Consider the following 13,569-nt stretch of genomic DNA (forward strand, 5'->3'; position numbering starts at 1 on the left):
AGTGGGTAAAGTACTCGTCTTCGGACATAAGAACCCGGATACAGATGCGGTTACATCCGCAATTGCATACGCTCATTTGAAAAATAAACTAGGTATGGAAGCAGAAGCAGTCCGCCTGGGAGATTTGAATGAAGAAACAGCATACGCTTTGAAAACCTTCGGATTGGAAGCACCTCGTGTGATTGAGGCAATTGATGGAGATGCTGAGCAAGTCATCTTAGTCGACCATAACGAAAAACAGCAAAGTGTTTCCGATATCGACACAGTTTCTGTAATTGAAGTTGTCGACCACCATCGTATTGCTAATTTTGAAACAGCTGATCCGCTTTATTACCGTGCAGAGCCAGTTGGATGCACAGCAACCATCATCAAGAAAATTTACAAAGAGCATGATGTAGAGATTCCAAAAGAAATCGCAGGTGCGATGCTGAGCGCAATCATCTCTGATTCTCTATTGTTCAAATCACCTACATGTACGGAACAGGACATTAAAGCTGCAAAAGAACTTGCAGAAATTGCAGATGTCGATGTGGATACATACGGCTTGGATATGCTGAAAGCTGGAGCTGATGTAAGCAAGAAAACTCCTGAGGAATTGATCACACTTGATGCGAAAGAATTCCAGATGGGAAATGCAACAGTGGAAATCGCACAAGTAAACGTTGTAGATGAACAGGATGTTCTTGTACGTCAGGCAGAAGTGGAAGCAGCGATGAAGCAAAAAATCACAGATAAAGGCTTGAAGCTCTATCTCTTCGCAATCACAAATATCCTGACAAATGACTCCACTGCTATCGCAATCGGAGCAGATACGGAAGCTGTCGAAAAAGCATTCCAAGTGAAGCTTTCCAATAACACAGCTACACTTAAAGGAGTGGTATCCCGCAAGAAACAAATCGTACCAGTTCTGACAGAAGTCATGAATGGCTAATGGTTTATGAGCAGTCACACTATGTGATTGCTCATTTTATTTGCTGTCAGCATGGCCATAATGCTAAAGTGAATATACACGCCCCAAAGGAACAACCCCGAAATAGTTTCTTCCAATCAAGAACTCTGTTTTTTCTGTACTGGCATAGGATATTTTTCTTATCAATAAGGGAATAGGAATGCACACTGCTTACTTACTTTTCAGAATAAAAGGGAGGTTTTTCAGGATGAAATATACAGCTATACCAGGAATTGAGCGCCCGCTATCAAAATTAATCCTGGGAACAACAAAATTCTTCAAAGATAATAAAAATGATGTATTCGCTGTTCTGGATGCCTTTTTACAGGCAGGCGGCAATACGATTGATACAGGCCCAAAATACGCAAAATACCAAGCTGAGAAGCTGATTGGTCAGTGGATGCAGGAGCGTGGTAACCGTGAGGATGTGATTCTTATCTCCAAAGGCGGTCATTACCACATTGATAAGGATGGTACACATCACCCGGAAATGAAACGTGTCGATCCTGCCGAAATTACAAAAGACCTGCATGATAGCTTGGAAAATCTGCAGACAGATTTCATCGATATCTATCTCATACATCGCGATGATCGAAGTGTTCCGGTCCAGGTGCTGATGGATATGCTGCATGAGCACCAGCAATCCGGAAAAATCGGTGTATATGGCGTTTCCAATTGGCAGTCCGATCGCATTGAAGAAGCTAATGCCTATGCAGATGCCAAAGGATATGACCGACTGTTTGTAAACAGTCCAAACTTGAGCCTTGCACAGCTGAACGAGGTGCGATGGGCGGAGACAGTAGCTCTGGATAATGACTATCTCACCTGGCATCGCCATACAGGCATGCCTGTCATTTCCTGGGCGTCGCAGGCAGGCGGTTTCTTTACCGGTACTTATGATAGGAATCATGTGACAGATGAAGAAATTGCCCGAGTTTATTACAATGATGACAACTGGAAACGTTTTGACCGTGCAGCAGAAATTGCCGAGAAAAAAGGCGTGACAGCAAATCAGATTGCGGTCGCTTATGTCCTGCATCAAGAATTCCCGACATGTGCCATTGTCGGATGTAAAAATGTACAACGATTAGAAGAAGCACTGCCGGCAGTTGATATCGAACTGACAGAGGAAGAAGTAAAGTGGCTGAATCTGGAGCTTGCGGATGCCGCAGTAAAGTAGGGTATTTCTCTCTTACGATTTTTTGATTTATCGTATACAATAGTACATAATGCAACGTATACGATTTGTAAGGAGAGGAGATTCAGCGTGCGGACAATGAGCAGACAGCATATACCCGTGCGGGCGAAGAATATCGTCCTGATCGGATTCATGGGTGTCGGGAAAACGACCATCGGCAAAATGGTTGCCGATAAACTTTACAGAGATTTCATCGACGTCGATATCGAAATCGAACGCCGTTATAACAAGACAATACCAGAAATATTCGCTCAGCATGGTGAAGGATATTTTCGGGAGATTGAACGGAATACCGTTATTGATATTTGTGATAATAAACAATGTAATATCGTTTCTCTCGGCGGTGGCGCTTTTAAGCAAGAAGCCATCCGGGAAAAATGTCTCGACAGCTGTCTGGTGCTCTTCCTTGATTTGAGCTGGGACCGCTGGAAGGAACGTATGGATCTTCTGATTGAAAACCGTCCTGTATTGCATAATAAGTCTGTCGACGAAGTCCAGCAGATTTTCGACGAACGGCAAGCGATATATGCAGAACATAATGCGCGGGTTACAACCGATAATCTGAATCCCGAGGAAGTTGCGGATTATATCGTAGAAATACTGAAGCTGGGCTGGGAACTACATCAGCCGCTATCCTCCTGATCGCATTTTATCAAAGAGCTATTGCAATTAACTTGTTGTAATAGCTCTTTTTAACCGGAATAATTGTCCTAATTGTCAAATAATTACCGGTCCTATCTGCTTATTTTTGCTGTTAAGGGGTTTTCCGGACCAAAAAGCAGGGTACAGAAACGTACGATTTCAAAGGAGGATGAACGTCTTGCATCACAAAGATACGATTCATGTTGTTTCCAGTGCGGATAATAATTATGCCCACCACCTCGGTGTGATGCTGGCATCACTGCTTACAAATGTCAATAAGAACAGACGAGTCATGCTATATGTAATCGACGGGGGCATAACAAAGCCAAATAAACGGATGCTGATGAAAACAACGATGCAATTCGGTGTTCCAATCCGTTTCCTATCCATAGATACAGAATCCTATAAGAATGCAACAGAAAGCAGATATATCAATAAAACGGCTTACTACCGTATCTCCATTCCCGAGGTCATAACAGATCCGAGTGTGGAACGAGTCATCTATATCGACTGCGATACGCTTGTGTTGACGGATATCGCCCAGCTGCACGATATCGAGCTGGATGGAAGTCTGATGGCAGCAGTAGAAGATGCCGGCCAGCTTCAGCGTTTGGAGAAAATGAATATAACCACAGAAGGCAAGTACTTTAATTCGGGTATGATGGTCATTGACATGGAAGGCTGGCGCAAACAGAATATATCGAATAGAGTGCTACAATTTATTGACGAAAACAATGATCCAGAGTTTCTTTACTTGCATGATCAGGATGCCTTGAATGCGATCCTATGGGATAAATGGAAGCCGATCCACCCGAGATGGAATGCGCAATCCTTCATCATCCTAAAAACGAAAACACCAAGGGAATTAGCAGAGCGCAAGCGTTATAAAGAAGCTCGCCAATCTCCAGCTATCGTTCATTTTACTGGTGCGAATAAACCATGGAATTCAGATGTCGGACATCCATTTGCTCCGCTATATTTTGAATTCCTGCAGCAGACACCATGGAAAGTACTTCCCGAAAAAAAGGAACAAGAAGTGTACGCGGACTAAGACACAGCTAGTATGGCTGTGTCTTTTTTATTTGTTATAATACAGGAAACAATGAAAAAGGACGGATTAGAGATGGGCCAGGAAAAAAAGAAGTTATTGGGAAGTACGCGCAGAAAGTGGTTATTGAATAAGCTGCAGACAGCAGACGGTCCGCTCAAGGGGAGCGAACTGGCAGAGGAGGCAAATGTCAGCAGGCAAGTGATTGTAGGTGATGTGACGCTGCTGAAGGCAGAGCAGCATCCGATCATTGCTACTAGTGAGGGATATGTCCTGCAGCAGCATCCTGTCTATTCAGTCGAAAGGATCGTAGCTTGTCAGCATGCGCCTGAACGGACAGAAGAAGAGCTGCAATTGCTCGTAGACTTAGGTGTGACAGTGAAGGATGTCCGGGTGGAGCATCCTGTTTATGGACAGATAACGGCTTCTATCATGGTTTCCAGTCGAAGGGAAGTAAAGAAGTTCATCGAAAGGATAGCTAACAGCAAAGCAGGTTATTTATCCGAGCTGACGGACGGAATCCATCTGCATACATTGGCAGCAAATGATGAGTCAGTAATGGAGGAAGCGATTGAGTTGTTGAGCCATCATGGTTTTTTGGTACCAGAGTGGGATTGATCATACGGTCAATCCCACTTTTCTTTCGCTCATTGCCCAAAGCTGCTTAGCTAGTTCATCATCATCTGCCTGTCCCTTTACTTCCTGGATCTGCCGCTTATAAAAATATCCTCCCGTTACATGCTGCACTTCTGAGCTTTCCGCAAGATACAGGGCAGTGTCTGCTCCGTCTGCAGGCGATTGGAAAAATGGGCGGAGGAGCTGATGGATCTTTTTACCGAAGCCGGTCTGCCTGTCTACACCGAGACTCGTGCTCACTGCTCCAGGGTGTACTGCATTCACAGTGGCATTTGAATGATAAAGACGGAGAGAAAGTTCCTTGGTGAATAAAAGATTAGCAAGTTTGCTGTGCCCGTAATTTTGCCATGGTGTAAAGGATTCAACTCCGCCTAGATCATCCAGATTTATTTTTCCAATCTTATAAGCACCGGAAGATACAACGACCACACGCCCTTGAGTTGCGGCTTTGATCTGTTCTAACAGCAAATTAGTCAACAGGAAGTGGCCAAGATGATTCACACCCATCATCATCTCCAAACCATCAGCAGTGAATTGTTTTCTTGTTGTCACGACGCCGGCATTGTTGATAAGTACATCAATAACAGGGTGTTGGGCTTTCAATGCTTCTGCACAGGCGTGAATACTAGTGAAGGATGCCAAGTCGCATACATATAGATACATATTCTCTGAACCGCTTTGCTGTTTAGCTTCGTTCAGAGCTTGCATGCCTCGTTCTTCAGAGCGGCACAGCATACATACGGTATATCCTCTTCTGGCTAACGACACAGCTGTGGCAAATCCCATACCGGAATTCGCGCCGGTGATTACGACTGTTTTTTGCATATTGTACACCACTCTCCATGTTATTCTGGACGTTTTAGTGTGAATAGCTCTCCAAGTTTACTGTAATCATTACCTGCCAAGCGACTGATTGGCTGGATGGCTTTTGCATCCAGATAGCCGGTATTCTCATCATAAACTTCTGGTGACAGATGATACCCAGCCACCTTTGCGAGCAATAAGTCTGCTGTAATAGCTCCATCATCGTCTTTTATCTCAAGATGATCATACAAGGTGCATTCCATCCTGATAGACGCTTCCGTAATTCCGGGAACCGAGACATATGTGCTCGGAGTGAGTGTCAAGCTCGTGTGGTCAAGCTCACTTTCTTCGGAAGGCAGCGCAGCGGCGGTTTTGTTCAATTCATCCACGATTGACTCTGTGCTGATATGGACAACAAGCTCGCCGGATCCAATAGCATGACGTGCTGTATCCTTTTGTTTGCCTGCTGCACGCTGAATCGAAATGCTAATAAGCGGCGGATTCGCGCTGACAATCGAAAAGTAACTGAAGGGAGCAGCATTGACTACTTCTGATTCTGGTGACTTGGTCGTGACGAAAGCTACGGGTCTTGGGATGATGCTCCCTGTGAGTATTTTGTAATGTGTCTTTGCTGAAAGATCATTTGCGTTGAATGTAAACAAGTTTATTGCTCCTTTCTGTCAGCCTATCATAGGAACCTTACATGCACTTAACAGTTCTATTACCTTTTGAAGATATTCTTAAGCACGGATGTAAAGGAGTGCGCCGATTTATTGGTCTTTTCTGTCGTTTTTTCTTCCTCGTGTAAAAAGATGTCCGTTTTATCAATTGCATGATCAACATGCAGAACGAGTGCAATATCCACATCGACACCCTGATTCGTAACGGATGTGTACGGGATGCGGTATGAAGTAGCGAGGGTCTTGTACGGCTTGAAGAAACGCAGCGTGACTTCTCCGGAAAAGCGCAAGCATGCATCGGGGTAGCTTTTCATAGCATTCTCCAGCTGTTTTAATCCCTTCTGCTGGACGACTTCTCCCTCTGTCAGTGCAAGGATCGTTCTTTCCCGCAATGTCCCCAAATACTCTTTCCTTTCACTTGCCTTCGTTTCTTTTGTTCCATATATTCCTTCGTTTAGGTAATCATTTATATCTTTTTTCAATGGTCTTCATCTCCGATTCGGTATTTCCAATTCATGGAGTTGGCTTTACAATATAAGTAAAAGAGGGAGGCAATACATTATGACTACACTGCAATTCGAAAATCTCAGTAAAACATCTCATAATACGATGCTTCTGCCTCCAATCGATATTGAGCTAAAAGCTGGTGAATGTTATGTCATTCGCTGTAATAAAGTGATTGGAAGTCAGCTGCTGAAAATAATTAACAAACAAGAAAACCCATCTACCGGTAGTGTACTACTATTTGGTGAAAATATCGAAAACCTGCGTTCTGTGAATGATCGGATTGGCTTCCTGTATCTCGATGATGCAGTATATACAAGGATGAAGGTGAAGGAGTATCTAAGTTTCTTTCGGAAGCTTTACGGCAGCAGCGTCGATATTGGTGAGGTGATTCAGCAAATAGGCTTGCGTGAGTGGCAATTAACTAAAATAAGCAAACTGACTTTTTCGCAGGAACGGCGCTTGAAAATTGGCAGGCTCCTCATACAGGATCAGCCGGTTTTGATTATGGAAGAGCCGGAACAAAATGTCGATCTCGAAACAAGCTTGATCATTCACCGCATCATCAACGAGCTGAAAGAAAAAGGTAAAACGATCCTTCTTACTACTATAGACTTGGAAAATGCATTAGCACTTACCAATTATGTATATACCTTGACGGATAAGAGCTGTAAACGAATAGCTGTCGAAGAGGAAAATGAAGAACTGGCAGCTGGCGAAGAAGTAATCCAACCGGTCAAGCTGGAGAAGATTCCAGCAAAAATCGATGATAAGATCATTCTTTTCAATCCTTTTGATATTAACTTTATTGAAAGCAGTGAAGGGGTGGCACAGCTGCATCTTCAAGACGGAGTCTATCCGTGTACCTATACATTACAAGAATTAGAGGAACGTCTGCGAGCGTTCGGCTTCTTCCGCTGTCATCGTTCTTACCTAGTGAATCTGCAGCAGGTGAAGGAAGTGGTGACCTGGACAAGAAACAGTTTCAGTTTGATCCTTGATGATCATTCACGCAGTTCGGTTCCGCTGTCTAAGAATCGATTTGAGGAATTAAAGGGTATGCTCGGGCTGTAACCAGCTCCATTCAGCCTGAGATTTTGCACTGTTCGGCTGCTGATTTGCTCCACTCAGCATTTTGGGGTTCTGTTAAGCTTGATTTTACAGCGTTTTTCTAAAAAGGGTAGTAAGCTTTGATTATCAACCGTCATGAACGGAAAGGAGCATTTCGATATGGACTACGCATTACAAGTGAAGGATCTGTCCAAGGTATTCGGACAGCAGCGGGCATTGCAGCAAGTCTCATTTAATGTAAAAAAAGGTGAGGTCTTCGGTTTTTTGGGGCCTAGTGGATCTGGGAAGACAACGACAGTCAAAATTTTGACTGGTCAGCTTATGCAGACAGCTGGGGAAGTTAATATACTTGGCAAACCAGCTGCTAAAATGAAAGATGCTGACTTAGGCAGAATAGGTATCCTGACTGACAATAGCGGACTGTATGAGCGGATGACGGTGCAACAGAATCTGGATTTCTATGCAAAGCTTTATAGTGCTGCAGCTGGAAGAGTAGAAGAGGTTCTGCAGCTGGTTGGCTTAGCAGAAGATAAGAAGAAGCCGGTAAAAAAACTGTCAAAAGGTATGAAGCAGCGTGTGCTTCTTGCTCGTGCTGTTCTGCATAAACCGGAAGTTCTATTCCTGGATGAACCGACTTCTGCTTTAGATCCTGGAAATGTCCAAAAAATGCATGATCTTTTAAGGGATTTAAACCGCGAAGGGACGACGATTTTCCTGACCACCCACAATATGGAGGAAGCTGCACAGCTGTGCGACCGGGTTGCATTTCTTCATGAAGGACGAATACGGGAGATGGATGCACCGAACCAATTACAGCGCAAATATGCAAAAAACACAATTCACCTGGAATTGAAAGATGGTCGCAGCGAAACTATCGAGAATGATAAGGCTGGAGCGGAAAAACTGTATCGATACATGCAGGCAGAGGAAGTCCTTGCTGTGCATTCCGATCAGCCGACATTGGGAGATATATTTATTGAAGTAACAGGGAGGAAATTAGCATGAATGCTGCTCGAATATCCGCAATGCTTGTGAAAGAATATCATGATATGAAATCTAATGTTCAAGTACTATCAATCCTGATTGTACCTATATTTTTGGCCATCCTTTATAGTAGGATGGATGGCGAACAGGACTTTGCAGCTTCCTTTGTCTTTATTATTACTGTTACGTTTGTCACAATGTATGTTCAGGCTCTGTTGCTGGCAGAAGAGAAAGAAAAAAATACGCTGCAGGTATTGTTGCTTTCACCTGCTAGCTCTGCTGATATCATGGTCGGTAAAAGCATCATTTCTGTTATCTTGACGATTATTATGTTCGTGGTATCCATGCTGATTATAAACGTAAGTGTAGAAAGTCCGGTCATGCTCTCCGTCATTCTGCTAATCGCTGTCATCCTCTTTGTTGCATTGGGAACCTTAGTTGGTTTGCTTAGTGAAAATCTTGTTCAGACTACGGTATATCTATTACCGTTAAGCTTTGTATTCGGGTTTGGTCCTATGATCCAGATGTATTTCTCAGAGGGCATAGTGGCAGATATTTTAGGCTATACACCAGGAAGTTTCATGATGGAAGCGTGTTTGGCAGCAATTAGCGGGGAGGCGTTTTCGGCTTATCGAGAAGACGTTATCTGGCTTGTTGGATGGACGGCTGCTGCTTTAGTAATAACCTTCATTACCTTCAAAAAGAAAAGTCTATCCAATTAAAAAATCCGCCCATAACGGGCGGATTTTTATTATCCTACACTACTGCGTTTGCGCAAATCCTGTTCGATTTGTTCCAAGCTCTTTCCGCGTGTCTCGGTCGTGAAGAATTTGACGAATAGAAAGGCAAGGATACCGATGACAGCGAAAATATAGAATAGGTAGCTGATACCGATGGCATTGAGCAAAATTGGAAATAGTAATGACACAATCAAGTTAGCGCCATGCAGAGCGAAGGTGGCTACACCTGTTCCAATCCCGCGAACCTTTGTCGGAAATAGTTCTGGAAGCATGATCCAGACAACTGGTCCCCAAGTCGTCGAGAAAGAGACAATAAAGGTTCCAAGACAAATGATAATAGCCCATGTTGCGGCTGTGGAATCAGGTGCCAGTAAGTTAACTGTGGATAGAACGACCAAACTGACTACCATCCCGATATTACCTGCCATAAGCAAGGTCTTACGGTTGATCTTGTCCACGAAACGGATGGCGATGATCGTCATCAACACATTGACTGCACCGATACCGACTGTACCGAGAATGGCAGCAGAATCTGCGAATCCAGCATTCTCAAGTGTTATTGGCGTGTAATAGATGATGGTGTTGATACCGATGAACTGCTGTAAGAAAGCAATACCCATTCCAGCAATCAATGCGGGCCGAACCCAGCTGGAAAACAGTTCTTTTATGCCACCTTCATCTTCTTTTTCTGCTTTCTTAACTTCGGAAACTTCTTCATCAATTGAGGCATTTTCACCCCGGACACGTTTTAGGATAGCACGTGCTTGTTCTTCTTTTCCTGCCGTCAGTAGCCAGCGCGGGCTTTCGGGCATAAAGAACATACCGATGATTAAGATCGCTGCTGGTATGACAGCCAGTCCAAGCATCCAGCGCCATGCGCCTGCATCTGACAGCGCGTAGTTTACGAGATAGGATGATAAAATACCTATCGTTATCAAAAGCTGGTTTAATGAAGCGAGAGAACCTCGTTTTTCTTTTGGTGCAAGTTCTGATAAGTATAGTGGAACAATTGTAGTGGAACAACCAACTGCCAAGCCGAGAATAACTCGGGCGATAACCATTGTAGTTACATTGACTGCAAGTCCAGCTGACAATGCGCCGATCAGGAATAAGATACCGGCTGCTATTATCGTCTTTTTACGTCCGATTTTATCTGTTACGCGGCCAGTAATGGCAGCACTGATGATAGCTCCTACTAATAGTGAGCTGACAACGAGCCCCTCTGTGAAGGAGTTCAGTCCGAGATCTTCGTCTATGTACAGCAGTGCACCGGAGATGACTCCAGTATCATATCCATAGAGCAGGCCGCCAAGTGCACCAAAAAAATACAATAAGCCATTAGATTGCTTTTTCTGCATATATTGCTACCTCCTAAGTTGTGCGAAAACTATGTTATAATATGTAAGCCTTTTCCTCTTTCCGTATAAAATGAAACCTTTGCATCTGCTCTCGATTGAAAAGTCCCACAATAAACCATTATAATTTACTAGTATCAGAATTGACTACCTAAAAATGTTATTGGGAGGATTTTACTTGGCTAAAAAAATGATAGCAATCGACCTGGATGGAACGTTATTGAATACCGAGAGTCAAATCCCCGAAGAAAATAAAGCGGCAATCAAGCGTGCTATTGATGCTGATATGCTCGTTTCTATCAGTACTGGACGTGCAACCTTCGATGTAAAGTCTCTTGTTGGAGATGACTTGGATATACCGATTATCGCTTCCAATGGGGGGACGATCCATGATGTTGGATATAAATTACTTAATACAATCACCTTTGAAAAAGAACTGGCAAGGGAGATAGCGACGTACCTCATTGAACAGGATATCTACTTTGAAGTGTATACAGAAACAGAGCTGCTCTCTCCTTATAATGGACATGAAAAACTCCAGGCAGAGTTGGATAAAGTAATCTCTGCCAACCCTGATGAAAGCTTGGAGAAGCTTTGGATTGGTGCTATGTCCCAGTTCAAGCAATCCGGTATCCGCTTTGTACCGGATATCGATCATATTTTCACCGATGAAAATACGATATTCAAGATCCTTGTCTTCAGTTTTGATCTTCAGAATCTGGCGAAAGTGTATAAAGCTATCAGACAGAATGCGAAAATCACGGTTACATCTTCTGGGGAGCATATTCTCGAAATATTGCCTGAGAAATCTGGTAAAGGTTATGCAGTAACGATGCTTGCAGAAAAGTATGGAATTCAAAAGGAAGATATCTACGCAGTTGGAGACAGCCCGAATGATATCAGCATGTTTGAGGTTGCTGGCAACGGTGTTGCGATGAAGAATGCGATGACGGAGCTCATGGAAATTGCTACGCATATTACAAAAGCGAATGATGAACTGGGTGTAGCGTATTTTATTGATAAGCTGATTGCTGGAGAGCAGGAAGAGCTGCGCAGAGTCGAAGAAGGCGTATAAGATAAACCTGGCACAGAAATGTGCCGGGTTTATTTTTTTCCTGTTCATGCTGATTTGTTAGGAATTATCCAATAAAGGGATGCGAAAGCTACGAGTTCCATGTAAAATAGAGTGATAATCATTCTCAGAAAGAAGTGTTGGTTCTTGTTAAAGGAGTTTTTCGCTTTTTATAAACCGTATAAACGGCTTTTCATGCTGGACTTCGGCAGTGCTGTGTTTGTAGCAATATTGGAGCTTGCCTTTCCAATCGGAGTAAATATGATGGTAGACCGACTGCTTCCAACGGAAAACTGGAGCTGGATTGTGACAGCGTGTATTTTGCTGTTCATCGTTTATGGCTTGAGTACAGTCACGCAATACATCGTTACCTATTGGGGACATAAGCTCGGGATCAATATCGAACGGGATATGCGCAAACGGCTATTCGAGCATATACAAAAGCTGAGTTTTCGTTTCTTTGATAATACAAAGGTAGGGAATCTGATTTCCCGTTTGACGAACGATTTGTTTATGATCGGGGAGATGGCTCACCATGGCCCGGAGGATCTTTTCATCGCGTTAATGACCATTGTTGGTGCGCTGACAATCATGTTCTTCATCAACTGGCCGCTTGCGCTTATGACGATGCTCGTTGTTCCGGTATTGTTCTGGATCGTTCTATATTGCAACAAGAAAATGACAGAAGCCTCTAGAAGGATGAACGAAGATACGGCTGATTTCAGTTCCCGTATCGAGAATACAGTCGGGGGTATCCGCGTTGTTCAGGCTTTTACAAATGAAGCGCATGAAGAAGCACGATTTAAGGTTAACAATGAACGTTACCGTCTGACGAAACTGCTCTCCTATAAAATCATGGCATTGAATCTATCTGTCACGTATATGCTGATGCGATTCATAGCTGTGTTTCAGTTAGTTGCCGGAGCGTGGTTCATTATTCAAGGAAGGATGTCTTACGGAGATCTTGTAGCCTTCATTCTACTGACAAACGTATTCTTCCAGCCGATTCAGAAAATCGGCGCAATCATCGAGCTTTATCCAAAAGGAATCGCAGGATTCCAGCGCTATATGGACATCATGCGGCTTGATCCTGATATCAAGGATGCACCAAATGCCAAGCGCGTTGATGGTCTTACAGGGAATATCCGGTATGATAACGTCTCTTTTGGGTACAAAGAGGGCAGCTCGATTCTCAAAGATATTAGTTTCTCGATAAAGGCAGGGGAGACGGTTGCTTTTGTCGGACCTTCTGGGGCTGGCAAATCTACGATATGCAGTCTGCTGCCGCGCTTTTATGAGCGGAATGCAGGGGAAATCACTATTGATGGCATTCCGACTGATGAAATGACATTGGCATCCTTGCGCAGTCAAATCGGCATCGTGCAGCAGGATGTATACTTGTTCGGCGGCACCATCAGGGAAAATATCGCATACGGCAAGCTGGATGCTACTGATGCTGAAATTGAGGAAGCGGCTAGAAGAGCCCAACTGACTGATTTTCTTGCTGAATTGCCGAAAGGCTTGGATACCGTCATCGGGGAGCGTGGAGTCATGATTTCCGGCGGTCAGAAGCAACGTATTTCAATAGCCCGTGTATTCTTGAAGAATCCGCCAATTCTTATACTGGATGAAGCAACATCCGCATTGGATACTGAAACGGAAGTCAAGATACAGGAAGCTCTGGATGAGCTGTCAGCGGGGCGTACCACTTTAGTAATTGCCCACCGTTTGGCAACAATCAAGCATGCTGATAAAATCATCATGGTGACCAAACAAGGTATAACGGAAGAAGGAAAGCATAAAGAACTTTTGGAAAAAGAGGGTGCTTATCGCCGCCTTTATGATGCACAGTTCGCTCATTGATTCATCGAAACAGGAAGTTTTCT

Annotated in this window: 14 protein-coding genes; 10 read left to right on the top strand and 4 right to left on the bottom strand. The window is 43.7% G+C overall.

The window, feature by feature from the left end; all coding sequences use genetic code 11:
- Position 1 precedes the first annotated feature (1 nt).
- The 5 genes from ABXS78_RS01590 to ABXS78_RS01610 all read left to right on the top strand — a co-directional run bounded on the left by ABXS78_RS01590 (position 2) and on the right by ABXS78_RS01610 (position 4,455).
- Positions 2-931, top strand: coding sequence for a manganese-dependent inorganic pyrophosphatase (locus ABXS78_RS01590; RefSeq protein WP_366248637.1), 930 nt, complete (start codon positions 2-4; stop codon positions 929-931).
- A 226-nt stretch (positions 932-1,157) separates the two neighbouring features.
- Positions 1,158-2,129, top strand: a complete 972-nt coding sequence (locus ABXS78_RS01595; RefSeq protein WP_366248638.1) for an aldo/keto reductase — start codon at positions 1,158-1,160, stop codon at positions 2,127-2,129.
- 96 nt (positions 2,130-2,225) lie between these two features.
- Positions 2,226-2,789 (top strand): shikimate kinase, encoded by a 564-nt coding sequence (locus ABXS78_RS01600; protein WP_095224077.1) that lies wholly within the window; start codon positions 2,226-2,228, stop codon positions 2,787-2,789.
- A gap of 178 nt (positions 2,790-2,967) precedes the next feature.
- Positions 2,968-3,840, top strand: coding sequence for a glycosyltransferase family 8 protein (locus tag ABXS78_RS01605; RefSeq protein WP_366248639.1), 873 nt, complete (start codon positions 2,968-2,970; stop codon positions 3,838-3,840).
- A 72-nt stretch (positions 3,841-3,912) separates the two neighbouring features.
- A complete protein-coding gene (locus ABXS78_RS01610; RefSeq protein WP_095223927.1) occupies positions 3,913-4,455 on the top strand; it encodes a transcription repressor NadR in 543 nt (180 codons plus the stop codon).
- Here ABXS78_RS01610 and ABXS78_RS01615 read toward each other — a convergent pair whose 3' ends face one another.
- Genes ABXS78_RS01615 through ABXS78_RS01625 form a run of 3 tightly spaced genes read right to left on the bottom strand, consistent with a single transcriptional unit; the run spans position 4,456 to position 6,439 of the window.
- On the bottom strand, positions 4,456-5,298 hold the full coding sequence (locus tag ABXS78_RS01615) for an SDR family oxidoreductase (protein ID WP_366248640.1): 843 nt from the start codon (positions 5,296-5,298) through the stop codon (positions 4,456-4,458).
- Between the two features lie 20 nt (positions 5,299-5,318).
- The gene (locus ABXS78_RS01620; protein WP_366248641.1) at positions 5,319-5,939 is read right to left on the bottom strand and encodes a flavin reductase family protein; all 621 of its coding nucleotides are present in this window, start codon (positions 5,937-5,939) and stop codon (positions 5,319-5,321) included.
- A gap of 59 nt (positions 5,940-5,998) precedes the next feature.
- Positions 5,999-6,439, bottom strand: coding sequence for a YueI family protein (locus ABXS78_RS01625; RefSeq protein ID WP_366248642.1), 441 nt, complete (start codon positions 6,437-6,439; stop codon positions 5,999-6,001).
- A gap of 79 nt (positions 6,440-6,518) precedes the next feature.
- Between ABXS78_RS01625 and ABXS78_RS01630 the strand changes: the two genes are divergently transcribed.
- The 3 genes from ABXS78_RS01630 (at position 6,519) to ABXS78_RS01640 (ending at position 9,238) form a co-directional block, all read left to right on the top strand.
- Positions 6,519-7,535 carry a LytTR family transcriptional regulator DNA-binding domain-containing protein gene (locus ABXS78_RS01630; protein ID WP_366248643.1) on the top strand — a complete coding sequence of 339 codons (1,017 nt, stop codon included), beginning with the start codon at positions 6,519-6,521 and terminating at the stop codon, positions 7,533-7,535.
- A 156-nt stretch (positions 7,536-7,691) separates the two neighbouring features.
- Complete coding sequence (locus ABXS78_RS01635; protein WP_366248644.1) at positions 7,692-8,537, top strand: ABC transporter ATP-binding protein; 846 nt, start codon at positions 7,692-7,694, stop codon at positions 8,535-8,537.
- Complete coding sequence (locus ABXS78_RS01640; RefSeq protein WP_095223933.1) at positions 8,534-9,238, top strand: ABC transporter permease; 705 nt, start codon at positions 8,534-8,536, stop codon at positions 9,236-9,238. Before ABXS78_RS01635 ends, ABXS78_RS01640 begins: the two co-directional genes overlap by 4 nt.
- Positions 9,239-9,267: 29 nt before the next feature.
- Here the strand turns inward: ABXS78_RS01640 and ABXS78_RS01645 are convergent, their stop codons facing one another.
- A complete protein-coding gene (locus ABXS78_RS01645) occupies positions 9,268-10,614 on the bottom strand; it encodes a sugar porter family MFS transporter (protein ID WP_366248645.1) in 1,347 nt (448 codons plus the stop codon).
- A 187-nt stretch (positions 10,615-10,801) separates the two neighbouring features.
- On the opposite strand from ABXS78_RS01645, the gene ABXS78_RS01650 reads away from it, so the two are divergent.
- Positions 10,802-11,686, top strand: coding sequence for a Cof-type HAD-IIB family hydrolase (locus ABXS78_RS01650; RefSeq protein ID WP_366249852.1), 885 nt, complete (start codon positions 10,802-10,804; stop codon positions 11,684-11,686).
- Positions 11,687-11,830: 144 nt separating this feature from the next.
- The gene (locus tag ABXS78_RS01655) at positions 11,831-13,546 is read left to right on the top strand and encodes an ABC transporter ATP-binding protein (RefSeq protein ID WP_095223935.1); all 1,716 of its coding nucleotides are present in this window, start codon (positions 11,831-11,833) and stop codon (positions 13,544-13,546) included.
- Positions 13,547-13,569 lie beyond the last annotated feature (23 nt).

The sequence above is a fragment of the Terribacillus aidingensis genome (assembly GCF_040703035.1).
GTDB lineage: Bacteria > Bacillota > Bacilli > Bacillales > Amphibacillaceae > Terribacillus.